At 26.6% G+C, this 25,699-nt stretch carries 22 protein-coding genes; 4 read left to right on the plus strand and 18 right to left on the minus strand.

The window, feature by feature from the left end:
* The first annotated feature begins 348 nt into the window (after positions 1-348).
* Positions 349-945 carry a YdcF family protein gene (locus tag CSGHG_RS24475; RefSeq protein WP_235700177.1) on the plus strand — a complete coding sequence of 199 codons (597 nt, stop codon included), beginning with the start codon at positions 349-351 and terminating at the stop codon, positions 943-945.
* 118 nt (positions 946-1,063) lie between these two features.
* On the opposite strand, the gene CSGHG_RS18370 is transcribed toward CSGHG_RS24475, so the two are convergent.
* From CSGHG_RS18370 to CSGHG_RS22245, 12 genes are all read right to left on the minus strand, one after another.
* Positions 1,064-1,831, minus strand: coding sequence for a sugar phosphate isomerase/epimerase family protein (locus tag CSGHG_RS18370; protein WP_010299442.1), 768 nt, complete (start codon positions 1,829-1,831; stop codon positions 1,064-1,066).
* A 328-nt stretch (positions 1,832-2,159) separates the two neighbouring features.
* The gene (locus CSGHG_RS18375) at positions 2,160-4,751 is read right to left on the minus strand and encodes an ABC transporter permease (protein WP_010299445.1); all 2,592 of its coding nucleotides are present in this window, start codon (positions 4,749-4,751) and stop codon (positions 2,160-2,162) included.
* 5 nt (positions 4,752-4,756) lie between these two features.
* Complete coding sequence (locus CSGHG_RS18380) at positions 4,757-5,431, minus strand: ABC transporter ATP-binding protein (RefSeq protein ID WP_010299449.1); 675 nt, start codon at positions 5,429-5,431, stop codon at positions 4,757-4,759.
* Positions 5,432-5,664: 233 nt separating this feature from the next.
* A complete protein-coding gene (locus CSGHG_RS18385; RefSeq protein WP_010299452.1) occupies positions 5,665-6,732 on the minus strand; it encodes a sensor histidine kinase in 1,068 nt (355 codons plus the stop codon).
* Positions 6,729-7,418, minus strand: coding sequence for a response regulator transcription factor (locus tag CSGHG_RS18390; RefSeq protein WP_010299454.1), 690 nt, complete (start codon positions 7,416-7,418; stop codon positions 6,729-6,731). The genes CSGHG_RS18385 and CSGHG_RS18390 overlap by 4 nt, the downstream gene beginning before the upstream one ends.
* Positions 7,419-7,924: 506 nt before the next feature.
* Positions 7,925-8,350 (minus strand): IS200/IS605 family transposase, encoded by a 426-nt coding sequence (gene tnpA / locus CSGHG_RS21420; protein WP_235700178.1) that lies wholly within the window; start codon positions 8,348-8,350, stop codon positions 7,925-7,927.
* Between the two features lie 211 nt (positions 8,351-8,561).
* On the minus strand, positions 8,562-11,618 hold the full coding sequence (locus tag CSGHG_RS18400; RefSeq protein WP_010299457.1) for a DEAD/DEAH box helicase family protein: 3,057 nt from the start codon (positions 11,616-11,618) through the stop codon (positions 8,562-8,564).
* Between the two features lie 4 nt (positions 11,619-11,622).
* Positions 11,623-12,897: a restriction endonuclease subunit S gene (locus tag CSGHG_RS21425; RefSeq protein ID WP_010299460.1), complete on the minus strand. Its 1,275-nt coding sequence runs from the start codon at positions 12,895-12,897 to the stop codon at positions 11,623-11,625.
* A gap of 2 nt (positions 12,898-12,899) precedes the next feature.
* Positions 12,900-14,873, minus strand: a complete 1,974-nt coding sequence (locus tag CSGHG_RS18410; RefSeq protein ID WP_010299461.1) for an HsdM family class I SAM-dependent methyltransferase — start codon at positions 14,871-14,873, stop codon at positions 12,900-12,902.
* A gap of 215 nt (positions 14,874-15,088) precedes the next feature.
* Positions 15,089-15,310: a type I restriction-modification system subunit M N-terminal domain-containing protein gene (locus tag CSGHG_RS18415; RefSeq protein WP_010299462.1), complete on the minus strand. Its 222-nt coding sequence runs from the start codon at positions 15,308-15,310 to the stop codon at positions 15,089-15,091.
* A 298-nt stretch (positions 15,311-15,608) separates the two neighbouring features.
* A complete protein-coding gene (locus tag CSGHG_RS21430) occupies positions 15,609-16,535 on the minus strand; it encodes a hypothetical protein (RefSeq protein WP_010299463.1) in 927 nt (308 codons plus the stop codon).
* Positions 16,504-17,091 (minus strand): transposase, encoded by a 588-nt coding sequence (locus CSGHG_RS22245; RefSeq protein ID WP_010299464.1) that lies wholly within the window; start codon positions 17,089-17,091, stop codon positions 16,504-16,506. Before CSGHG_RS22245 ends, CSGHG_RS21430 begins: the two co-directional genes overlap by 32 nt.
* A 1,111-nt stretch (positions 17,092-18,202) precedes the next feature.
* On the opposite strand from CSGHG_RS22245, the gene CSGHG_RS23795 reads away from it, so the two are divergent.
* Complete coding sequence (locus tag CSGHG_RS23795) at positions 18,203-18,961, plus strand: hypothetical protein (RefSeq protein ID WP_207635881.1); 759 nt, start codon at positions 18,203-18,205, stop codon at positions 18,959-18,961.
* On the plus strand, positions 18,918-19,187 hold the full coding sequence (locus CSGHG_RS24480; RefSeq protein ID WP_235700179.1) for a hypothetical protein: 270 nt from the start codon (positions 18,918-18,920) through the stop codon (positions 19,185-19,187). The genes CSGHG_RS23795 and CSGHG_RS24480 overlap by 44 nt, the downstream gene beginning before the upstream one ends.
* A gap of 558 nt (positions 19,188-19,745) precedes the next feature.
* Here CSGHG_RS24480 and CSGHG_RS18445 read toward each other — a convergent pair.
* From CSGHG_RS18445 to CSGHG_RS21450, 4 genes are all read right to left on the minus strand, one after another.
* Positions 19,746-21,293: a chitinase gene (locus CSGHG_RS18445; protein ID WP_010299469.1), complete on the minus strand. Its 1,548-nt coding sequence runs from the start codon at positions 21,291-21,293 to the stop codon at positions 19,746-19,748.
* A gap of 259 nt (positions 21,294-21,552) precedes the next feature.
* Positions 21,553-21,906, minus strand: a complete 354-nt coding sequence (locus CSGHG_RS18455) for a hypothetical protein (RefSeq protein ID WP_010299471.1) — start codon at positions 21,904-21,906, stop codon at positions 21,553-21,555.
* A gap of 26 nt (positions 21,907-21,932) precedes the next feature.
* Entirely contained in the window at positions 21,933-22,619 is a 687-nt protein-coding gene (locus tag CSGHG_RS21445) for a hypothetical protein (protein WP_010299472.1), read from the minus strand.
* Between the two features lie 122 nt (positions 22,620-22,741).
* A complete protein-coding gene (locus CSGHG_RS21450) occupies positions 22,742-23,854 on the minus strand; it encodes a serine/threonine protein kinase (RefSeq protein ID WP_081496356.1) in 1,113 nt (370 codons plus the stop codon).
* Between the two features lie 186 nt (positions 23,855-24,040).
* Here CSGHG_RS21450 and CSGHG_RS18475 point away from each other — a divergent pair, with 186 nt between their 5' ends.
* Complete coding sequence (locus CSGHG_RS18475) at positions 24,041-24,481, plus strand: hypothetical protein (protein ID WP_010299474.1); 441 nt, start codon at positions 24,041-24,043, stop codon at positions 24,479-24,481.
* A 122-nt stretch (positions 24,482-24,603) separates the two neighbouring features.
* Here CSGHG_RS18475 and CSGHG_RS18480 read toward each other — a convergent pair whose 3' ends face one another.
* Both CSGHG_RS18480 and CSGHG_RS18485 read right to left on the minus strand, forming a co-directional pair.
* Positions 24,604-24,891, minus strand: a complete 288-nt coding sequence (locus CSGHG_RS18480) for a putative quinol monooxygenase (RefSeq protein ID WP_010299475.1) — start codon at positions 24,889-24,891, stop codon at positions 24,604-24,606.
* 41 nt (positions 24,892-24,932) lie between these two features.
* Positions 24,933-25,562 (minus strand): flavodoxin family protein, encoded by a 630-nt coding sequence (locus CSGHG_RS18485; RefSeq protein ID WP_010299476.1) that lies wholly within the window; start codon positions 25,560-25,562, stop codon positions 24,933-24,935.
* Positions 25,563-25,699 lie beyond the last annotated feature (137 nt).

Here is a 25,699-nt window from a genome sequence, read left to right on the forward strand (position 1 = left end):
ATATATTTTATTTTCAGCTATAATAACATCTATATATGCTGCATTTTCAACACAAAATCGTTTTTTAATTATTATAGCCCTTATTTTTATTTTTTCTTATTGTTGATTCCTATATTTGGTATTCATGCATTAATAGTAGGCTTATTCATAAATACTAAAATTCTTATAAATCGTGAGGGGAAACGTTTTTCTAATTTATTAACTTTATTTATAGCTATTGGATTAATATTATTCCTTATTGGCTCCTTTATTTTATCAACAAATTTATTTTCTCAAGAAATAAATATTTTCTTAAGTAGTTTTATTATAATTTCATTATATTATTTCTTTGATGTTTTTAATTTTTTGATGATATCATTTCTATATCAATTTAATCATCCAAAATTAAATCAAGATTTTATTATTGTTTTAGGTAGTGGATTAATTGGAGATAAGGTTCCACCTCTATTGGCAAGTCGCATTAATAGAGCAATTGAATTTTATAATAAGCAAAGTATTGTTACAACTCCTCCGAAAATTATTTTTTCTGGCGGACAAGGAAATGATGAAAAAATTTCAGAATCCTTAGCTATGCAAAAATATGCAGTTGAAAAAGGTATTCCATTTGAAGATACAATCTTAGAAGATAAATCAACTACTACCTTTGAAAATATGACATATTCAAAAAACATAATGGATAATTTAAGTAATAAATACAATAGTATATTTACAACAAATAATTTTCATTTATTTCGTGCTGCTCTATATGCAAAAATGGCCGGTTTAAAAAGCCAAGGAATTGGTTCTAAAACAGCACTTTATTTCTTGCCAAATGCATTAATTAGAGAATATATAGCTATTGTAGTAATGCATAAAAAACGTCATATAATTATTATTTCTTTAATATTAATCTTTAATTTAATGTTAGCTTTAATACAACACTATTTTATTACTCCATATTTGTAATAAAGCATAGTAATTTATATATAAAATCCTCCTTTGTATTTTAAGTATTGGTATAAAAACCAACTACTTATAACCGAAAGGAGGATTTTTTATAATATAATTTAAATATATAAAGTTTTTATAAAAATTTATTTTCTTTTAACCATTCTAACGAACTAATTATTTCATCATATTTGCCAACCTCTAAGGTCCATGTTGCATCTTTAGACGTTTCATTAATTTTGTTTAGGACATCTAAGATAGAAATGTCCCCATTTAAAATTCCATTATGATTATCTTTTATTCCATAATTATTATGTAAATGTACATGACCAATTCTTTTCCCAAGCCCTTTTATCCAATCTTCTAATGGTATTTTAGAACAATAGTTTGCATGACCTATATCAAGACATGCTGAAAATGCAGGATGATTTACTCCATCTATAAGATTTGCAATATGCTCATAATCACTATCATATTCATTTTCTATATGTATTTTTATTGAATCATCTTTATTAGATAAAAATTCTTTCCAAAATATTTTAGAATTATATTCCCAAGAGCTCTTAAAGTATACCATTTTATTAAAGCACGTATGAAAAATTATACGTTCTGCACCTATTTCTTTTGCCATCCAATAGGAACTTTCAAACCTTTTCATAGTAGCATCTTTTATTAAACTATCAAAGCTTGCAGGGCATAAATCTAAGAAAGGTCCATGTACTGAAAGTGATGGCTTTTTTATTATTTTATTTAATCTTTCCTTATAGTTTTTCAAACTTTCTTCTTTACAGTCTAATGATTGACCAATGCCAAACTCTATTATTTCTATACCAATAGGATAATTTTTCAAAACTTTCTCCATATCTTTATCCTCTAAAAGATGTGATAAATATATTTTTTTCATAATGATACTCCTTTGTAAAACTTTATATGCTTTATAATATAAGTTTTTAACGAAATTTTCAATTTATATAGGGTTCCAAGTTGACTTTTAAAATTTTCCATTCCAAAACTTGGATACCTAAAATAGTGAGACATGCTCCGAATTGCTTAGAATTCAACACTACATTTTGTATGAAAATATTTTAAAGTTATTGAATAAATTTAAATTCGAGCTTGTTTCCCTATACTTTCCTAAAAACTTAAATTTAACACTATTTTTTAAATTGAAATATTTTCAATAAAAATTAGAGGCGTTATTTCTATATTACACCTCTAAAATTAATTTTATTCTATTCTACGAAGTTAAGTCTTTCTACTATACTTTCTCTACTTACTAATTTATATCCGATAATTGGAATTATCATTATTAATATGGCTATAATTATTATAGCTACTAAAATCGATATTATACATATAGAAATATTTAATCCTCCATAAATCGGTAACATCATTGGTGCTACATATGACACAGCAATTCCTAATGGTATTATGAGTAATGATGATAATACTATATAATATAGACCTTCAAATAATATCATCTTTTTAAGCTGCTTTTTTGTCATACCAATAGATTCAAGCATAGCAAATTCTACTCTTCTTGAAAAAATACCTGTTAGAACTGTATTCATTACATTTATAATACCTATTAAACCTAAAATTCCTGAAATAATAGCTCCAATTGCTAAAAATGTTACTTTAATACTTTTTAGTCCTTCTATAAAAAAGTTTTTGGAGCTTAATTTTAAAGAACTATTGCCAGATTCAATAATAAGTTTTGATATAACTTTGTCTGCATTTTTTAAATCAGTTCCATCTTTTAATTTAATATTAAGACAATCTATATAATTTTTGTAATTGGTAAATATTTCTTTAAATGCATTTTCTTCTATATTTAAAAATTTTAGATTATTTGATGCAAATTCACCATCTTGACGTGAAACAACAGCCATAACTTTAAAATCTTTTTTAACTTCTTTTAACTTCCCATTTTCATCTACTACTTCAAAAGTTAAAGGTAAAGCATCTCCAGCTTTTACAGAGTTATCTTTTTCTGATGTAGGATAATATATAATATAATTTCCTTTTTTAAATTCATTTTTATCTATAGTTCCATCAATAATCTTTAATTTTTCTACTTCTTTATCTATCATATCAGCCTTTAAAGCTCTAACACTTGCATATATTGTATTTTTATCTATTGGATCAATACTAAATCCTATATATTTTTTGCTAGGGTCACCATAACTTTGTAGTTCTTTTTTAAATTTTTCATCAATTTTAATTTTACTCCAAAACCTAATTATTGTTCCATCCTTTTCTGGCGAAATTCCACTATAATAAGGCGTTACACTTTCTACCATATCCAACTCTTTAATTTTCTCTATGAATTCTTCTGTTATAGGTTCATATCCTTTTCCTGACTGAATACCATTATATACAAGATTTTCAATTGAAATATCTGATGCCATTTGAGCATCTGCATGCTTTTTAGGGTCTAACCCCATAGTTGCATTTACAGTGAATATAACAGTTAAGGCACTTAATGAAATTGAAAGTATAGATAGTATAACTCTTTTCTTATTTTTTATAATATTACTCCATGCCATCTTGTAAATTTTAGCTCCATAGGCACCTTTTTTAACCTTTTTCTTTGATTTATTATCAGAAATTACATATCTAACTGCTTCAATCGGTGAAACTTTCCCTGCCATTCTTGCTGGCTTATTACAACTTATTAAAACAGTTATTAATGAAAAAATTGTTGATATTAAAAACATACTTAAGCTATGGGAAACCACAGTTATATTACCAAATATAGTAAATTTAAGTGCCATAGGAACAATAATTATTGACACAATATATCCTAAAATAAGTCCTATTGGTATACCTATAATAGAAAGTTTAATTGCCTGTTTTAGTATTATTTTTTTTAGTTGTTTTGATGTAGTTCCAATTGTTTTTAAAAGACCATAAAATCTAATATCTCTAGCTACAGATATATGAAAAATATTATATATTATTAAATATCCAGTAATCATAACTATTAATAATCCAACACTTATAGCTATGACTTGTTCCATGTTGTCTGATTGAAACATTCCATTTTCTTCTTTATCATATTTAGGGTTTGCTTTATAACTTAACGCTCCTATTTTTTGTCCTATCTTTTGTATTTCATCTTTAGCTGTCTTAAATGAAGATTCATCATTTAAATTTTTAAGATTAATAAAGGCTACCTTAGTATTTTTTTTATCTATTATCTCACTATTATACTTTTCTATAAATTCATTACTCACAAAAATTTTTGTTTGATTTGAACCCCTTGGTACTAAAGACTCATAATAACCACTTAAAACACACTCTATAGTCTTAACTTCACCGTTAATTTCAACATCTAAATTTATTTTTTTTCCAACTTTTTTCTCTACCTCTAAAACTTCTAATATCCAAGTTGGAACAAAAACTTCCTCTGGTTTTTTAGGGTAAGACCCTTCTATAGGAACTACAGCCATCATATCAAATGCAATTTTATTTTTCACCGACTCTAAAGCTATATTTTCATTTAATAATTCTTTATTTTTAACCCCTTCAACACTAGCTAATTGAATAATTCCTACCTTATCAACATTATCTACTGAATTTAACTTTTTTTCACTTTCTTGGTTTATGTTAAGATATCCATCACAATTAACATTATAATTAGAAACTATATCATAAATTTTGTTAGTTTTATAAAATGTTATACCTCCTGATATAGTAATTGTTATTAATATGGTAGTTAATATTATTGCAAGTATTGCGCATACATTTCTCATTTTATTAGCTCTCAAGCTTTTTTTACTCAATTTATTAACAGAATTTCTATTATTATTTTGCAACATAATTTCTACCCCCTATTCACAACAATTTTTCCATCTTCAATTCTAATTATTCTATCTGCCATCTGTGCTATTTGTTCATTGTGAGTAATCATGATTATAGTTTGATTAAACTTATTGCTTGTAAATTTCAAAAGTCCTAGTACTTCTTGCTCTGTTTTAGAGTCTAAATTTCCTGTTGGTTCATCTGCTAGTATAATAGAGGGTTTAGTTACTAATGATCTAGCAATAGCTACCCTTTGTTGTTGACCACCTGAAAGATTGTTAGGGAGCCTATTAATTTTATCTGTTAATCCTAAAGTTTCTATTATTTCATCAACATATTTAGAATCAACTTTTTCTCCATCAAGTTCTATTGGTAATACTATATTTTCATATACATTTAAAATTGGAACAAGGTTATAATTTTGAAATATAAACCCTATATTTCTACGTCTAAAAATTGTAAGTTCATCATCATTCATTGAAAATATTTCTTTATTATCAATAACAACTTTACCTTTACTGGCCCTATCTAATCCCCCTATTAAATGCAATAATGTACTCTTTCCAGAGCCTGATGTTCCTACTATGGCAACAAACTCCCCCTTATCTATCTCTAAGCTAACACCATCTAAGGCCTTAACTAAATTTTCATCTTTACCATAATACTTTTTTAAATTTTCTACTTTTAATATACCCATATCTTTTATCTCCTCTCAAATACCTGTTAGCATCATAATATCACTACTATATTGCTACAGACCTCACAAAATTGAGATATTCTAAAGTCTAAAAGTAACAGTTTAGTGATATTCATATTTATACACTTTTTAATTTTCAATTTTAATATTGTTACTTTTTTAAGTTAATAAATCTGTGATTTGTTTTGAATGTCTATACAAAAAAAAGCAGCATAATAAAAATGTTGCTACTTTTAATTCTTTAAAAATATTGAGAAAGTACTACCCTTACCTTTTTTAGAAATTACTTTAATATATCCACCTTGTTTTGTTATTATTTCATTTGCTAAATATAATCCAATTCCTACACCTTCAAATTCAGTTACTTCTCTACCTCTATAAAATCTTTTAAATATATTATTTATATCTTTATTTTCTATACCAATACCTGTATCTGTAATATCTATTTTGGTAAATAGTTGCCACTCATCTACCTTAATCTGAATTTCCCCTCCATTTTCAGTATATTTAACTGCATTTTCAATAACATTAAATATTGCTTCGCTGGTCCATTTTCTATCATGGCATAACTTGAGCTTTTGTGGACAGCTAACTGTAAGTTTTATATTTTTATTTTCTGCCTTTAAATAAATTTCTTTTAAAGAACTTGCTATCGTATCCATTAAAAAAGTATTTTTATTATTAAGCGTAATTATATTACTTTCAAGTCTAGACATTTTAATTAAGGCTTGTACTAACCATTGGAGCTTTGAAACTTGATTTCTCATATTACTTAAAAATAGTTTTTCATTATTTTCATCTAATTCTCTTTCAATTAATGTATCATTGTACATACATATATTAGCTATTGGAGTTTTTATTTGATGTGAAATATCTGAAATTAAAGATTTGATACTATCTTTTTCCATAAAATATTTTTTTCTATCAGTTTCTATTATATCAACAAGTTGTTTTAATTTATTTTCAAGTTTTGAAAGTAAAGTTTCCTTATCTGTATCAAATACAATATTTCCCTCATTACATATAATTTTATCAATAATGTCACTCATTCTATTAGAAAAGTTTAAAACCTTATTCCTTAATAAATATACAAATCCAGTGATAAGTATGAAAATAGTAAATATAAATATACTATTCATAATAAAAATATAATTTAATAATTCATTTAAATCTATATTTACATCTACAACATTTTTTAATTTATATTTAGTACATAAAAGAAAAATACTACTTATAATTAAAATAATCATAATAAATACTTTGTATAAATTATCTAATAAGAGTAATTTTACACTTTTCAATTCACTTCACCACCCCAACAATATCCTACACCATAAATAGTTTTAATATATTTGGGGTTTGATGGATTATCTTCTATTTTTCTTCTAAGTCTATTAATATTTACTGTTAATGCATGTTCTTCTATATACCTATCATCTTCCCATATGGATTCTAATAATGTTTGTCTTGTTAAAATCTCACCTTTTGATGTTACTAATTTTTTTAAAATTTTATATTCTGTTGGTGGCAAATCTATTGTTTCTCCATTTTTATATATAGTCATATTATCAAAGTCAAATTCAAATTCACCACTTTTTAATATATCTAAAATAATACTTTTACTTTTGCCATATCTTCTTAAAACTGCTAAAACTCTTTCCCTTAATATATTTAAACTAAAGGGTTTTGTAATATAATCATCACCACCAATTTTTAGTCCTGTTATAACATCTAATTCCATATCACAAGCTGTTAAAAATATAATTGGATTAGAATAAGTTTTTCTTATCTCCTTACAAAATTCAAATCCACTTCCATCTGGTAAGTTAACATCTAATATAATAATATCAATATCTTCTTTATATAAAATAATCTTAGTTTCTTCTAATGTAAAAGCTGAAAATACTTCAAATCCATCCATTTTAAAATTAAAACTAATTCCATTGTTTAAGATCACATCATCCTCTACTATCAATATTTTATACAAATTTCATACCCCCACCATATCTTTCTTTAACATTATATTTTATCACTGTATATTTAAATGAATTGAATAGATTTTAATTTACTTAATGTATAATAAACTATTTTTATTCAACATCATAGTATAACAACTTAATCAACTGTCCATACATCGAAAACATAGATATATACAATGTTTCCTTGGATTAATCTAAAATAATAATTTTAGATATTTTTATTTGGCTATTTTTATTTAACAAAGTCATCACATTTGTTAATTTTAAATACTGATTAATATTTTTTATACAATTTTATCACATTTAGTAGTATACCCCAAAATATAATATATCAAAAGTAAATACTATATTTAAAACGTTATTATTAATAATATTTAACCAATCCTCTCACATACGTTTACTGACAAGTCATAACCACCCGTAAAACGGGTGACTTGCTCAAGCCCTATAAGGGCGTATTACTTCCAACACCTAAATGGTGTTAGCTTATTTCATTCAAGCCATTGTGGACTGATTACTTAACTATACCCTTAAAAGGGTTTTCTAATTCTTTTGTTGTAATCTTATCCATTATTTGATCATATTTTTCTTGTTCTCTTATATATTTTGCTATTGTTTTTTCATTTAAACCTACAGTACTCACATAATATCCATCTGCCCCAAAGTGCCTATTTCCAAATTTATATTTTAAATTTGAATGTCTATCAAATATCATCATTGCACTTTTCCCTTTAAGATATCCCATAAAACTTGATACACTTATCTTTGGTGGAATTGATACTAAGATATGTATATGATCTGGCATCATGTGTCCTTCTAATATTTCTATGCCCTTCCATTTACATAAATCTTTTATTATTTCCTTTATATCTTCTCTTAACTTATAATATATTATCTTTCTTCTGTATTTTGGTGTGAATACTATATGATACTTGCACATTCACTTTATATGTGCTAAACTTTGTGCCATGGAGCATCATTCCTTTCTATTATAATAGTGGCTTGAACAATCACTATTATAACAAAAGTATGATGCTTTTTTCTTAAGAACTTAATCTCACCCGCATAGCGGGCTGTTTTTAGTTTCGGGCATTATCACGCCATCAACATGTTAAAACAATAATAAAAAGAGCCTTATTCAAGGCTCCCTGTTATACCTTCGTGTTCAATATTCTCTTATATGTCAACTCAGATAGTTGTTGCCAATTATTAATACAAATAATATATTGTTTAAACACAATTTTATCTTCGTTCAATAAGTTTTCAATAGACTGTGTAAATATATCTTCAAATGTCCTATTAAAATCATTTTCTGAATTGCTCTTATTATTTGCACAACTTCTTAAAATCGGTTTATGAGATAATATTTCTACCAACCTTGAAACAGAATCATCATCACCATTAAATTCTTTAATTAACTTTGATAGTTTTTCTTTTTCATTTACTTCATTAGTTATTTTCTTTTCTAAAAATCCTTGATTTAGATGTCCTCCACTTTCTATATTTTTCTGTTCATCGTGTCCATCAACCGATTGTACTGTAATAAATGTACCAACCTCTGATTCAATTTCCTCTTCTATTTGTCTTCTATTAATCTTTGGCCTTACTAAAGAACTAACATAATATTTTAGTCTATTAAGACAGCAATACTCTAATTGATAATTATTATTTACAATTTTATCTTTTTGAATTTTATCTTCCATTAACATCTTATATAATCTTATATAAGAATAAATATCTGAAACATACTCATTACCCTTATCTCTATCAACAGTATTATTAGATTTTTTTAATTCTCTAATGCCTTTTCCTATTTTCGCTATCTCATCATATTTATTATTAACAACATCTTTCACCATCTGTGAATTCAAAATTTTATTTTTATATAACTTAAATTTTATCTCATTTAGGTCATCAACAGAAATAACCTTTCTTTCTAAATATGTAGTTTCATAATAAATTTGAAATGCATCTTTTATCTTTACAAAATCATTTCTAAAATCAACAATAGAAATAGGTTTTATTTTACCATCAATATAATAAGGCCTATTCAATCGCGATAGTGTTTGTACAATTTGTACTCTAGACTCTAAATCTTTATCAATATACATTGCTACCAATTTAGGTTGATCATACCCCGTCTGATATTTATCAACTAATATAAGTATTCTTATATTTTTATTTTCATCTATATACTTAGGTATATCTTGCCCCTTAGGTATATTATTGTAGTAATTTTCTTCTTTTCCATAATCATCTGTACCAGAATACGAAATCAGCACCCCTATATTATGCATTTCTTTATGCATACTTTTTCTTAATTTTTCATTGATGGTTTTGTAATACCTTACAGCATCAGATTTTGAATTAGTAAGAATCATTATTTTTTCCTCACCATTCAGACAATTATAAAAATTCATATAAAAATCTTCTATAATGAAATCCACTTTATTCTCAAGATATACAGATTTATTATCAACAATATTATTTAATACTGTTTGAGCAGCATTTCTTTCAACTTCTCTATCATCTGATATAAGTACTAATCTACAGAGAGTATCAATTGTTTTATAAGCATCAAATACATCAAGAATAAACTTCTCCTCAATGGCTTGACGCATTGAATATACATCAAAAGGTATATATTCATCCTTATATCTTCCATGATTATCTTTAATTTTCCCTTTATATATACCAAAAGAAGTTAACGTAGATTCTTTTGGAGTAGCTGTAAATCCTACAAAAGAAATATTGTCTCCATTTCCATCTAAACTTAACGATTTTTTTACAGCCTTTATATCTTCACCATTTGTTGAAGAATGGGATTCATCAATAATTATAAGGTATCTTTTATTGTTATCAAAATTTTGTTTATTGCTTAGGTTAAGGAATGATTGAATAGTACATGTTATGATTCTTTTCCCTGATTTCAAGGCATTTCTTAAAGAATCAGATTTATTATTATACATTTCTATCCTCTCAATCATTCCATCTTCTCTTTTATCATTAGACCAAATAGAATCTCCTAATTGTCCAATAACTATATTTCTATCTGTAAGTATTATTATTGCTCCAAATAGATTAGTTCCATCATGTTGTTTTAACGCCTGACTTTTATATGCCAACCATGTAATTGATTTAGTTTTACCACTTCCTGCAGAGTGTTGAATAAGATAGTTTTTACTTTTAACCCCACAGTCTCTAACAGTTTTTTTTAAATCATCTTCCACCCGCAGCACAACATTTAATTGATGATATCTGGGAAATATTAATTTATCACCTTCATAATATATAAAATTATTAACAATATCTGATACATTATCTTTTGAAAGCAAATTATCTATATAATCATTTTCTATAATATCATTTGCTTCAAAATGCTTATATAAGTATTCTATATTGTATCCACTTTTAGACATTGGATTTCCACTTCTCTTGCTTTTACCCTCACCTTGTCCCATGTTAAATGGCATAAATAAAGAATTTTTCTCTTTCAATTCTGTAGAAATATATATATTTTCATTATCTATTGCAAAATGAACCAATGGACCTGTCTTATTTGACCAGTACTTATGAATTTTATTATTTACTGTTGTATCCCTAACCCTTTGTTCATATTGATTAATCGCATCAATATACGTATATTGACTTCCAGCCAACATGTCTTTTAATTCAAAATCAAATAATGGTAATCCATTAAGAAAAATTACAAAATCAATCCTATCTAATGGCTTCAGTTCACAATATTTTAATTCGTGAACACACCAAAATTCATTCATTTCATAATCTTTTTTTTCTTGTATTCCAACAGAATAGTCAGTTGGTTTTTTCGCAAATATCTCAAATAAAATATTAAAAGGTAAACCTCTTATTTTAAATCCATTTTTCAATACATCCAATACACTCTTTTCTTCAATTTCTTTAACAAGTGATTTTATAATAATTATATTTGTATCGCTTCCACAACTTGATACCAATTTATCATATTTATCTTGTTGAGTTCTTTTTATAAATCTAATAACAATCTCTGGATTAATGCAATTTTCTTTATCATATATTTCCATGAACCACTCATTTTCTGATTCATCAAATTCATTTTGCATACCCTTCGAAAATTTATGTTTCAAATTTACCCCTTTATATCCATTTGTAATAAGTCCATTAGCAAATGCAGGATGAAAAATTCCTTCTTCTACTTTAATTGGCATTTATCTACTCCCCCTTAACTCTTTTAATCCCCGTAACATACTCAAAGACAAATGATTTCTTATATCGGTTAAGATTTAAAATTTCCATTTTCTTTGCTTCAATGACATTATCAATAGCTGTACACTTTTTATCAAGATAGTCTACAATTTGTTGTTGCTCTTTCTCACAATAAGTAATAGGTATATATATATCTTTTATTCTCTCAATATTTAAATTTAATTGTGTATTTTCAATTGCACTACTTATAAAAATATCCTTCATTGCTGAAAAAATATAATACAGATATTCTGCATTCACTTTTTCCTTAGGTATAAAACCTACCACACTGTCTGGAAAATACGAATCAAATCCCAAAATAGATACATCACCAATATTAGCTGCTATTGTCATAGTAAGAGTTCCTTTTGGGAACTTTCTACTAACCTCTTTACCAAAATCATTTAACGTTTGAGAATAATTAGTTATATATTTCCCTGCACCAGCAACATCTCCAGTTTGAATAAAAGGATATTTTCCATCGTAATATCTTGGGTCATTTCTTGGCCTATGTCCAAATGCACCACGTTGAATTTTAGTTACATATTTTATCTTAGTTATAGTCCACAATTTTGGTACTTCACCAATCCAATCTACCTCACTATTTTTCATTTCTATATTATAATTCAAGCCTTTTGTTATACATTCAGTAATCAATGATTTCTTAGCCAATTCTAAAACTTTTATTTCTTCCTTTAAACCATTAATAACTTTATCAACTTGATAGACTTTCTTATCAAGAAAATCTGCAATTAATTTTTGTTCATTTTGGGATGGCAATACAACCTTAGCATTCATTATCAAACTTTTATTAAGCAAATATGCACCATACATATTTTTCTTTGCATTTCTAACTACATAAATAGGTAATGCATAATAAAGGAAATTTAAATTTTCTGTACAATTGCATTTACTCAATGTAATAATAGCTTCATTTGTATATGTATCATTCAAGCAGAATGCAACCTTTCCAATTGAAAGTTTAAAACTAAATAATAAACTACCTGCTGGAGATAATTTTATATTAGCCATTTCCCTCCCTAATTCTGATATTGTAGACTTTGTTTTATCTATAAACTTATCTTGCATATCTGAAATAGTAATCCAATTAATATCTCCATCATAATATTCAAAGTTTGATGTATCTGGTGTTCCTCCCGCTTGATATTTATATATATTCTTGACTTTACGAATTTTCCATCCATCAGGGATAGTTGGTAGCCATTCAATATTAGTAATCATTTTTACTTTATCCCTTCTAATAATTCATTTAAATCACTGCTGATGCTTTTTTCAATTTCTTGGTACTTTTTTAAAAGTTCATTAGATTTAACTAATGGTTTATATACATAAAACTGTTTATCAAAATCATATTTAGCACCATACATTACCTTATCAATCACATGAGTATTCTTAGCATATGGAAGAACCTCTTTTTCTAGATAACTTTCAAGAACCTCTTTCTCCCACTCAGAACCATATAAAAGATTTTTTTTCTTAGCAGTCAATTTTATATTTTCACTTTCCTCATTTTCTGATTTCTCTAATTTACAAGTTATATTAAGAGATAAATCTGATGAAACCTGAATAGTTTCTGTATCCTTTGATTCATCATCAAATAGAATATTTCCGTCTTTATCAGTAATAATGTCAGCTTCCTCATTATGTTGTGCCAAATCAAAAGCAATAATTTTAAATAAATCATTAAAAGACTTCTTTAAAAAGCTTGATTTTATCCCATTTAATGTAATATCACCACATTCAGATAATACCCATATCTTCTTCTTTTTGTAATTACCTTTCTTATCTTTTTTTTCTCCATCTTGAACTTCAACTTGTTTATAACCTAAACTTGCCTTAATAAATTCAATAAAATCTTCAATATCTATGTACACTTTATCTGATTTGTTTTTAACTAAAGCATTATATATTTTTTTGAATATATCAATACCTATATTATGTTTCTCTATATTACTCTTCTCATTCTCATTAAATTCATCTTGTCTTAATAAGATATTAATTTGTTCTTCTGTTAGCTTTGTCCCATGTGATAAAATATTATATAACTTTCCATTTTTAAAACTTTCTAAACGTTCACTATTAATTGAAAAATCACACTGCATTGCTTGCTTTGTTGTAAATTTCATATTTATAAAATCATCTCTTGAAATGACTTTTGAAAACTTACTTGCCTTAAAGTTTGTATACAATTTAATAATTTTTTCAATATGCTTTTTAGTCAATTCATTTCTCTTATCACCTATAGAACGTTTTGCTATTGAATGAAATTCAAACTTTCCATCTTCATCAGATGCATCAATGAGTAAAATTTTATTTTTTCTCTCAACAGCCTTACCTTTATTAAATATATTTAAATATATATTTATACCTGTATTGTAAAACATCTGTCCTGGCAATTTGATAATAGCTTCAATATAATCCTTGTCAAGAATCCATTTACGAATATCACTTTCACCACTTCCAACTTCTCCAGCCATCAGTGGTTTATTATTAGAAATAATACATGCCTTACCACTCTCTTTTAATTTATACAGAGCATGCTGTATAAACATTATTTGACAATCAGTTCCATCTGAAGCTATTCCTGCTTCATACTTTCCTTTTTCTCCCTTTGATTCTTCTTCTTTAATCCTTAAATATTGTTCTTTCAAGTTATCTGCTTTGTTATCTTTTTTTGAACCACTCGGTCTCCAAGAAGTACCAAATGGCGGATTTGCTAAAATAAAATCCATCTCATCCTTTGGAAATGCATCTTCATAAAGAGTATTAGCACATTTAATATTATCTACATCTTGACCTTTTAATAAAATATCCGAAAGACAAACAGAGTATAATTTAGGGTCAACTTCTTGACCAAATAAATTAACTGTTATCTTATTATTAACTTTATTTAATGTTTCTTGTGCTATAGAAAGCATTCCACCCGTACCACATGCCATATCTAGTACATTTACAACCGCACCATCTTTAAATAAGTCATCACTTATATCTGTACTATTAAGCATTATATTCATCATAAGTCCTATTATCTCTCTTGGAGTAAAAAATTGTCCATTTGATGATGTTGCAAAATACTTTCTTATAACCATTTCAAACATATTTCCAACTTCCATATCACCAGTTTTTAAAGGGTCAAACTTATCTCTATTTTCATAAAACTTATTTAATACTGTATTAAGTACTCTACATCTTTTCATTTTATCAATCTCATCATCAAACTTAAACGCTTTTAAAAGAGTAATAATATTATAAGAAAACCCCTTTAAATATTCATGAAAATTCTTTGATAAATTCTCTTTATCACTTGTAATTAATTTTTCTAATGTAAATTCACTTATATTATAAAACTTCTTTCCTGATGCACCTAAAAGTGCTTTATTTTTTGTTTCAATATCAGTTATTTTATTATCATTTAACTGTTTTTTCTTTTTAATACTTTTGATTTTGTTTTCATAAGTACCATGTCTAATCTTGTAATAACAAGCATAGGAATAATTACATTCTTATATTCCTCTGGCAAATAACCATCTTCCTTATCTTTCGAATCTCTAAGGATATTTGCAATGTCATCAATAAATGCTACATTTGATATTTGATTTATATTTTCGTCATATACAATTCCAATTTTACACATCGATTATTCTCCTCTATTTTCCTGCATTTCAACAATATATTCTGATTATAAAATAAATAACTTTTAAAGGCAAATACGGTATATCTTTTAATAGTTGTAGTTATTTATTCTCCTAAACTTTCATATACTTAATCATACATAATATTAAAATTTAGATGATTGCAAAATTGAAAATTAAAAATTGTGGATAACTTTTTATATTTTGATTAAAAATATGGAAAAAAAGCTCACGACAAAAAGCCTTTTGAAAAAAGGTATGCGTAGCATTTGAACTGATATTTAATTGTGAATATGTTAATTATGCTACTATTTTAAGAAGTTTGTTTATGCTTCTTATATATTTAGGCTTATTTATAGCGTAAGCTAGGATAACGTTTATAAGTTTAGATATAGCAGTTAAATATAAATCAGCACTCATAGTTATTGTGTTTACTGTTCTTGGGTGTTCAATACACGGATTAAACTTAAGAGAAGATATACTTCTTTCAATAGATGCACAAATTGTGTAATTTTCATCCCACTCTTTTGAGTTTCTCTGTACACCAGGATAAAGTCTAAAATCTTTATCAGGGTAAACATAAGTCATACGACCACTTTTATTGTCAGTGTAAGGGTTTTCACACGTATGATAACATTTGACTTCTTTATCTCTATAAGATTTTGGACATGTGAATTTAAATCTAAGACTTCTATTTTTACCTTTACAAGATCCTTCGGATTTAAATTCTTCTTTAGTTAATGGACAAAGAGGAATACCTTGGGTATTATATTCTAACTCTCCAATTTTATTATTGGATTGATTACGAGAATTAAGAGGTATAAATACTTTTTTAAATTCTAAATGCTTAAGTAAACCAAAATTATCATAACTATCAAATTCTGAATCACCTAAAAAAGCTTTAAATTCAAAATTAGAATTAGCTTTTAAATTTTGTAAAAATGGCATAACTACTGGTTTTAATGAAGCATTATCATAAAAATATTTTTGTTCTTCAGGGGTATTGAAATCTTTTTTATCTACAGATTTGTAAAAATCCAAATCAAAGAATTTTATACCTAAGGGTACTCCCCATCCATTAGTTAAAACACCAAATTTATAGAAATAACCAAAATGTCCATTAACAAAATCTAATCTAATATTAGGATTAGCTTCTGCAAATTTAGGAATGTTTTTATATGCGGCAGCATACGGATTATGACTTTTTTTTATTTGTAGCTTTAGCATAAACCTTTTGTTTCTTTATTTCAGTTGTAAGAGTTTTGGGGTTATTTTCTTTAACTCTTGTTTTTAAGCCAGAAGTATCATATATTAGCATGGAATTAAGGTTTTTGTCAGGCGAATGTTCAGGGAGATTATTATAGATATCTTCGCAGACATCTATAACTTTAAGAGCCATTGAATCAAATAAGTTAGCAATATCACTTTCGAATGTGGTTTTAAATCTGCTAAAAAAGGATTGGTCAGGAATAGATTCATAAAAACAACAAAATTCTCTTAATTCAATAGAAAATACAAGGAAAATTGTTAATAAAACAGTAGTTGGGATATGAAATATTTGCATGATTAACAATGCTGATAATATAGAAGAAAGTTCATACTTTCTATCTTTTCCTAAGTCAGCATAATAATGTTCTTTAAATGAATTAGGAATAAAAGTATCAATATCAAAGTTGTCACCAAGTAAATTAATGAACCCTATGGGTTGCTTGCTAATCATGTGGTTTAATTCAGACTGCTGTTCAAAAATATTTAGTTGTTTAATTTTATTAAGACAAAACATGTTAAAACCCTCCCTGTGATGTTTTGGATTTATGTGGTGTATTTCTATTATGCCGCAGTGGATGAAAATATAAAAGCCTACCGGATAAAAATTTAGGCTAATCAATGCTTGTGGAATTCTGCAAGCGACTAATAATATTAAAATTATTAAGGAGGATATAAATGTTTATTATACTCAAAAAATTTATACCTATAAATAGCACTTTTAAATTTAAACTTAAGCTTAAACATCTTCATAAAAACTCACCAATTAAAATTATAAGCAAATAAAATTATCTATTTTTCATATATTCAATTCTTATGAAAAATAACTAATCTTTTTATACCAAATTACCTAACACTATTTATTATTATCTGAATACTTCTGTTACCATTCCATTCATTTATTGATGGATAAAATGTAAAATCCATATAAACATCTGCATCAATACAGCTATAAATATCACTCAATGCACTCTCACCATATTCTCTCTTTTTAATTGAAATACTCAATTATGCTTCTATTACCTTTAATTTTTATATGAGTTTAATATGCGAAGGTTTAAACTTCTAGGTTAAAAGTGCTAAATCATCTTTGGCTATAATATTTTAGGTATTAGAAATAAACCCTCCAATTGCAGTGGCATTTTTTTCCTGTATGTCACCCTGCTTTTTCCTTAGTAACTATAGCTAATTACATTCTCATGTCTCATTGGATCTATGTCCTAAATTCCTTCGTACCTTATCTCTATAGCTAGAATATGACTAATGTTCTTAAACTAGGTCTTCTCCCTAGAATTATGATTCTAGTCATTATCTGGGTTGATTTTTTACTTAAAAGTTTATTTATATTACTCATTAAAATTTAATATATTTAGTTAATTCATATCTATTATTTAAAACTTAAGCTACCTCTACACAATTACATTGAAATGCAACCTCCGGTCAGAAGTTTCGCATCTTAAAATCTTTTAGGGCGTTAGACTGTTGAATTATAAGGTATTGTATGAATTGATTAAAAAATGTACAAAATCCTATTTTAATTGGTAAAAAAGTAAATACTTGTTTGCAAAATAAAAACATCCCTTTTATAATGAAATTTGCGAAAACAAAAATAAAAAGGATGTTTTAAGATGAGCAAAAAGCATTTATATAAATTACTCACCTATATTAATAAAGTATATGATCTTAGTGAAAAAATCAAGGGGTTAAAAGATAAAAGACCAAAACCGAAGGTTGCAACTTCAACAGTTTCATTTTTAGTTTTAATGGGTTTTATGCTTCAAATGAGAAGTTTTAATAGATTGAATAAATGGACTAAAAAGGATAAATTCAAAAGGCTTTTTAAAAGAGGAACTAAACTTCCAAGCATTGATACCATTAGATATTCTTTGAGTGAATTTGATTTAGATACTCTTAATAATATGTATGATAATGTAATAAAAACAATAAAGAAAAATAAAGTTTTTATTAAAGGTACCATTGATGATTTTAGAGTTGCAGCAATAGATGGTGTTGAATTATTTGAAAGCACTGAAAAACATTGTAATGAATGTCTTACAAGAAAAGATAAAAATGGCAAGATACATTATTTTCATAAATCTATAGTTTGTATGATGATTGGAATCAAACCTAATATAATTATTGGTCAAGAAATGTTAAATCGAAAAAAAGATAGCTCTGAAAAAGATGAAGGTGAACTTACAGGTAGTAAACGACTAATCAAGAAATTACATGATAAATATAAACATTTTGCGGATGTAATAGTAGCTGATGCATTATATATGAATGCTCCTTGGATAAATGAAATATTAGATTTAGGAATGGATGCTGTTATTAGGGTTAAAGATGAAAACCTCTTTAATAGTACAAGATGCGATAGGTTTATTTAAGAATCAAAATGCACATGAAGTATGGCAAAGTCATAATAGTAAAAATAAACCTATAGAAGTATCGGTATGGGATGATTATTTTAAAATGACAGGAATGGATTCAGAAGTGAGATTTATACGTTTTGTAGAAAAATCAGAACATGAAACAAAAGAAATGTGGTTAATAACTACTCTGAATAAAGGTATTTCTAGTAAAACAGTCTGGAAAATGATGCATAAAAGATGACATATTGAAAATAATGGATTTCATCATTTGAAAACGGAATGGCATTTAGATCATTGTTTTTTTCATGATCCTACGGGTACAGAAGCAATAGTTCTATTCATGTTTACAGCATTTAATTTATTACAAGATGTCTAAGAAATTTTCAAGAAAAAGGATTATTACAGATAGATATAATCGAAGATTTGTGGGATGAAATGCTTATTTATAAAAGTAAAAATGGATATTTTTTAGATACAACTTGATAAATTATTAAAATTTAATATTGTCGAAAGGCGTTGGAAATAACTTCGGTATATTATTAAGGAAAGGAGGAACTATACTTAAAAATCCAGCCTGACGGCTTAGGTACTTCCAGTCCTTCAAATTATAGGTAAAAAATATTTCCATCAAAAATAAAATTTTTGATGGAAATTAGATGCGAAACTTCTGCTACTTTCTCTTATTTATGTACTTTAGTATAATTTTAGTTTAAATTTATTTCTTTATACATTTTTATAAACTAAAAGCCATCTTAATTTTATCTTTAAGACAGCTTATAATTTATTATTTATATTTTATCTACCCTACTAATTCCCATGGTGTTTCCCATGAATTACTTACTTTTGTATCTGGCAAATTTCCCTTTGTCCACCATTTTGCTTTATATACTTTTCCATTATAAGTTACTTTATCTCCTGCTATATATTCCTTATCAGAATTATATAATGGTGCATCTTCTGATGTTTCTCCATCTTCTCCTGGTTTTTCATCTGGTTTTTCTCCTGGAGTCTCTACATCTGTACCATCTTTAATTAATTTCCATGGTGTTTCCCATGAATTACTTATTTTTGCATCTGGCAAGTCTCCCTTTGTCCACCATTTTGCTTCATAAATCTTTCCTTTATAACTTACTTGCTCTCCTGCTACATATGCTCTATCTGTTTTATATGCAGAAACTCCATCTACTTCACCACCATCACCTGGATCTTCTGTATCTGGTTTTTCTATTACTTCTGTTCCATCATTTGAATCATATTTTGAAAGTATTTTACCAAACTCAAACTTTTCTTGTAATATAGAACTATCATTTATAGAAACATAATTAGTCTTTCCTTGAGAATTTTGGAAATCCCTATTTACAGACCACATACCTATAAGTCTCATTCCTACAGTTTTACCAAAATTCAAAACTTCCTTTGCTTCATTTTGATCAACTATATTTCCACTATAATCTAAACCATTCATAGGAGTAACTCCTATCATTTTCCAAATATCTGCATCACTTTTCTTTATATTAGCTTGAGCATATATATTTTTTAATTGTTTATGAACGCTTTTAGCTGAATCTATAACTAAATCTCCCATAGTTCCGTCTGGTACTTTGCTACCAAAACACATAGTCATTACATTTACACCACTTAAGTCTACGCCATGTTTAACTGCACTTTTTACTACGTCTACTCCATTAGTCATTCCTGAAGGTAACACTGGCAGTGTATACCACACTTCAAGAGGATAATTTTCAGCTTTAAGTTCTTTTTGAAGTAATGCAAGCGCTTCTGAACGCCTTTCTATAGAATCAAAATCTGCTGTCCATGCCCCTTCAATATCAAAATCTACATGTGTTAATCCATAATCCTTAATAATTTTTTTATAAGTATCCTTTAATTTATTAACATCTTTAATTGATGATGCTAATGGTACATTAGCTTCTCCACCAAAAGAAACCATTACATCTCCGCCCATTTGCCTTAAACCTTGAATTTCTTTTAACAAACTACCGCCTTGATAATCTGTAGGACCTTCCTCCATATCATAATATGTTCCCCAAGATGGTTGTCCATTTTTATCAACTACAAAACCTAATATAAAGTGTTTTGTTCCTGTTGCCTTTGCATAATCAGTAAGAGAAAATACAGGATACGAACAAGCATCTACATATGGAGCAAATACAGTAGAACCCCATGATTCTTGACCAATTCCAATATTAGTAGATATTTTTGTTTGTATATTTTTAGTGCTTATCTCCTTAGCTTGAACTGTAGTACCTTCCATTAAAATTGGACTAGCAGCCCCTAATATTACTACTGCTGATAACATAATTGCAGCAAGTTTTTGTGATTTCATAATATACCTCCTAAAAATAAATTAACATTTCTCAATTTTCCTAATATTTTTATATTTTGTTCTACAATAATGAATTCGTTATCATTTATGAAAACTTTAATATTTTTTATAGTTGTTTTAAAATTTAAATTGAAATATAAGTATTTATTTGGTTTATCTATAAAAAAATATGTAATATTACATATATTTTTATACATACTAAAAAACTGCATTAAACTAGAATTTAAATCCCATTTTAATACAGTTTTTATCCAATTTATTATTTACTTAAAATCATATTCTTTTTAACTTTTCCGTATCCAACAAAGCTTAGCACTATCATTGGTATAACAAAGAATATATACATTATAAATACAACACCACCAACACAATAAAGTATTGCACCTGTCAATGCAAACCCTGATTTATTTAAAAATGCACCTAGTGTATTAAATATTGTAGCTAAAACTATACATATCATATGTGGTGTAACTAATGCTGTTGCAATTGCACCACCTACAGCTTCAGCTCCTGACCCAGCTCCAAATATTGTTCCACCAAAATAACTTACTAAATAAATTGAATATATCATACCTAATACTGCTGATATAACTAATGCTTTACTTTTTTTCATTACTTAATTAACCTCCATTATTAGCTTTATTTTGAATTAAATATAACTTTCTCTAATGCACTTATTTGAATTAAATCCCCATTTTTAATTTCAAGTGTTATACTAGGAACTCCAAACTCTCCTGAATCAGATAATATTTCATTAGTTATTGGAAGACCCTTTCTATAAACTATAAAATTCCCTTGTCCCTTAGCTGATGATGCAACATATCTACCTTCTTTAATATCAAGACCAACTTCCCATATTCCTGTAGTTAACTCCTGTAATAACTCAGTATTTGCTGGAGTAAATTTAACATTTTTAATTCCACCTATATCTATTTTTTCGCCATCCTTAATATCAACAGTCACTTTTGTAACCCCAAAATTTTCATCCCCTAAAATTTCATTAACTACTGGAATATTATCCTTATCATAAATAATAAAATTTCCACTTGAATCACCAGTACATACATATCTTCCTTTAGGTATGTCTTGTCCTACTATAAAAATTCCTGTTGATAATACCGTTTCTACTGCAGTTGAGTTATCTCTTGTTTTAGCTTTATCTTCTACTACCTTTTCCTCTGATTTCTTTTTATCACTTTCAACAATATTTTTCTCTTTAACAGTTTTGCTATTAAGTGGATTTACTAAGATTAAAATAAAAATAATTGCTATAGTCCAAAACCACCATTTTTTATAAATTTTCTTTTTAACTTTTCCTTTGTTCATATTACATCACCCCAAAAATAAATCTGTCACATAACTTATTGCGACAGATTTATTATAAAACTTATATTATTTTATTTGGTATGCTGTAAGCATACAAAGAGGGTAAAAAAATATTTTTTAATTTAAATATTTAAAAGTGCTCCTGTTATCATTATAATTATAAATGTATATAATACATAACCTAAAATTCTTATATAAATTTTCAAATTATTTATTATAGGTATGTATTTTCTTATATTTAAAAAATTTGTATATAAAATTGTTAATACTATAAACATGAAAAACATCATTGCATCTTCATAAATATTTTTTGAAGTAGGAAATATGATTACCACTATAAGCATTAAAAATATATACCAAATACATGCTATAATGCTTTTCCAAGTTTGGCCACTTCTAAACCCTGGAATAGCCTTATAAAAATTTTTTAAAGTCATATTATCCGGTTTATACTTATAATTTTCTATCTCCTTATCGAAAATGTTTCCAAATACATCAACCTTTTCCTTTAAGTCTAAAGGTTCTATTTCTGATAATCCCATATTGGACAAATTTACTCTACATATAGAATCTTCTTTATATGCACTTAGTTTTAATTTTAATTCTTCTTGTAATTCCCTAATTGATTGATACCTATCATTTGGTAAAAATTTTGTACACTTTTCTATTACTTCTTTTAAAATTCCATCATTTTTTTTATTTTTAGGATAATCCTTTGTTGTCATAAAATTCATTAATATTCCTATAGAATATATATCACTCCTACAATCTGTTTGTGAAAATCCAAATTGTTCTGGTGGTGCATACTCATGTGTACCCATAATAACTGTATCATGATTTTCCTCTATTTTATAAGTCCTTGCCACATCATAATCTATTAATTTCAAGACATCATCATTACTTATAATAATATTAGATGGCTTTATATCTCTGTGAATTATAGGCTTTTTTAAACTATGAAGTTTTTCTAGTATATTACAAAGACAAATTATATATTCAATAGTTTTAATTTCACTTAAAGGCTCACTAATATTTTCTAAAGTTTTTTCTAATGTAGAACCATTTATAAACTCTTCTATTAATATTAATTTACCACTATATTCTAAAACCTCATAAATATATGGTGTATATATACTTCTAATATTTTGTATTTCTTTATAAACCTCTATATCGTAATTAATAAGAATTTTTTTTACATAAATAACATTTGTCTCAACATGTTGTACTAAAAAAATCTTACTTTTTTATTTTCACTAAGCTTAGTTAATATTTTATAGTTTGATAATCTATATTCTGCATATTCTTTAAGTAAATCTTCCATTAAAACTCCCCTTTAATCATTGCTTTTCTCCAATGAAAATTATATCATACTGGTATAATTATGATAATCATACCAGCGAATTTTGAGGAGGATTATACTTATGAAAGATAAAAAAACTTCTGAACTTTTAGATATATTAAATTCAATAGATGATACAACCAGATTAAATACATACATAAATGAAACTAAAACTGCTTTTAACAACTTAGATTTTTGCACTTATTTTGAAAATATTCTACATGAAAAAAAACTTAAAAAAAGTAAAATCATAGATGACTCTAATCTTGATAGAACTTATGCTTATCAAATTTTAAGCGGAAAGAAAAAACCTAGCCGTGATAAAATTTTACAACTTTGCATTGCTGCTAAATTAAGTCTTGAAGAAATACAAAGAATTTTAACCCTTGGAAACATAGGACAATTATATGCAAAAGATTCAAGAGATTCAGCTATAATTTTTGCAATAAAAAAGAAGCTAAATGTAACTACTACTAATCATTTATTAAGCGATTTAAATTTTGATTTATTAGGCGATTGTTAAAATAAAAAACTTCCAACACATTAACCTAGATTACAATGTTGGAAGTTTTTTATTTTAACATATTATTCATACATAAATTAATATTGACTTTGCGTAAAGTTGTCCAATTTTTATCACAAGTATTAAATTAATTTATTGTATACATTCATATCTGTTTGTTTCGTCATGAACTTTTTTATCTTTGGAACAATTCTAGTAAAATGCTCTGATTTCAAATGCTCATCCAAAGCCTTTCTACTTTCCCACTCTTCAATCATCGTAATAATTGTAGGATCATTTTCATCTTGATACAATTCATACTTTATACATCCTTCTTCTTTCCTTGTTAATCCTACTAGTTCTTTATAAAGTTGAATAACTTCAGTAATTTTATTCTCTTTAGCAACATTTCTAGCAACTACCTTTATCATTTAAATCCCTACCTTTTAATTTTTTATAATTGAATTATCAATTATCTAACAAAGTTTGTAAGTATTTTATTTTCCCTTTCCGGTTCTTTAATTGTTTTTTTGCCATTTTCAACTGTTTTCATAAGCCAAGCCATATTTTTTCCAAGAACTCTCATTATTTGTTTTCCTTCTTCATCTTTTGAAACTTCACCTGGCATTGCTCCATGTATTACATTCCAGTAATTTGTACTTGGCATAAGCATTTCCGCATAATTAATATAATTATTTAATTGATTAAAAGTAGCAACTCCTCCTGATCTTCTAACAGCAACTACAGATGCTCCTACCTTATGTCTTAAAGCCCCATCATTTGCAACATAGAATGCTCTATCCAAAAATGATTTCATAGTTCCAGCTATACCTGAGTAATGTACCGGTGAACCTAATATTATTCCATCTGCCTCTTTCATCTTTTGTATAAATTCATTTACTTCATCATTATCAATTATACATTTCCCATTTTTATTTTTTGCGCAAGCATTACAAGCAAGACATCCTCTTATTATTTTATTACCTACATGAACAATTTCAACTTCTATTCCTTCATTTTCAAGCTCTTCTGCAACCATCCTTATAGCATTATATGTGTTTCCTTCCTTCTTAGGACTTCCGTTAAATGCAACAACCTTCATAAAATTACCTCCTGTAAAATTAAGTTTTCTATTTTTTACTTCTGATTTATTTTAATATCTAATAATTTTTTATAATGTATATAATTTATTCATGTCCTTGTATATTAAATTGATTAATAAAATACTAACTTAGTTAG

The organism is Clostridium senegalense JC122 (assembly GCF_000285575.1).
Taxonomy (GTDB): domain Bacteria; phylum Bacillota; class Clostridia; order Clostridiales; family Clostridiaceae; genus Clostridium_J; species Clostridium_J senegalense.

Coding starts and splice junctions, on each gene's coding strand:
- CSGHG_RS24475 (WP_235700177.1), top strand. CDS start 349: ATGATATCATTTCTATATCAATTTAATCATCCAAAATTAAATCAAGAT.
- CSGHG_RS21430 (WP_010299463.1), bottom strand. CDS start 16,535: ATGCTAAAGCTACAAATAAAAAAAAGTCATAATCCGTATGCTGCCGCA.
- CSGHG_RS18445 (WP_010299469.1), bottom strand. CDS start 21,293: ATGAAATCACAAAAACTTGCTGCAATTATGTTATCAGCAGTAGTAATA.
- CSGHG_RS22245 (WP_010299464.1), bottom strand. CDS start 17,091: ATGTTTTGTCTTAATAAAATTAAACAACTAAATATTTTTGAACAGCAG.
- CSGHG_RS18410 (WP_010299461.1), bottom strand. CDS start 14,873: ATGAAAAGATGTAGAGTACTTAATACAGTATTAAATAAGTTTTATGAA.
- CSGHG_RS18400 (WP_010299457.1), bottom strand. CDS start 11,618: ATGCCAATTAAAGTAGAAGAAGGAATTTTTCATCCTGCATTTGCTAAT.
- CSGHG_RS18375 (WP_010299445.1), bottom strand. CDS start 4,751: ATGTTGCAAAATAATAATAGAAATTCTGTTAATAAATTGAGTAAAAAA.
- CSGHG_RS21425 (WP_010299460.1), bottom strand. CDS start 12,897: ATGATTACTAATATTGAATGGCTACCAACTATCCCTGATGGATGGAAA.
- CSGHG_RS23795 (WP_207635881.1), top strand. CDS start 18,203: ATGAGCAAAAAGCATTTATATAAATTACTCACCTATATTAATAAAGTA.
- CSGHG_RS18370 (WP_010299442.1), bottom strand. CDS start 1,831: ATGAAAAAAATATATTTATCACATCTTTTAGAGGATAAAGATATGGAG.
- CSGHG_RS18480 (WP_010299475.1), bottom strand. CDS start 24,891: ATGATAAAGGTAGTTGCTAGAAATGTTGCTAAAGAGAATAAAATTACT.
- CSGHG_RS21445 (WP_010299472.1), bottom strand. CDS start 22,619: ATGAACAAAGGAAAAGTTAAAAAGAAAATTTATAAAAAATGGTGGTTT.
- CSGHG_RS18380 (WP_010299449.1), bottom strand. CDS start 5,431: ATGGGTATATTAAAAGTAGAAAATTTAAAAAAGTATTATGGTAAAGAT.
- CSGHG_RS18475 (WP_010299474.1), top strand. CDS start 24,041: ATGAAAGATAAAAAAACTTCTGAACTTTTAGATATATTAAATTCAATA.
- tnpA (WP_235700178.1), bottom strand. CDS start 8,350: ATGTGCAAGTATCATATAGTATTCACACCAAAATACAGAAGAAAGATA.
- CSGHG_RS24480 (WP_235700179.1), top strand. CDS start 18,918: ATGAAAACCTCTTTAATAGTACAAGATGCGATAGGTTTATTTAAGAAT.
- CSGHG_RS18415 (WP_010299462.1), bottom strand. CDS start 15,310: ATGTGTAAAATTGGAATTGTATATGACGAAAATATAAATCAAATATCA.
- CSGHG_RS18485 (WP_010299476.1), bottom strand. CDS start 25,562: ATGAAGGTTGTTGCATTTAACGGAAGTCCTAAGAAGGAAGGAAACACA.
- CSGHG_RS18455 (WP_010299471.1), bottom strand. CDS start 21,906: ATGAAAAAAAGTAAAGCATTAGTTATATCAGCAGTATTAGGTATGATA.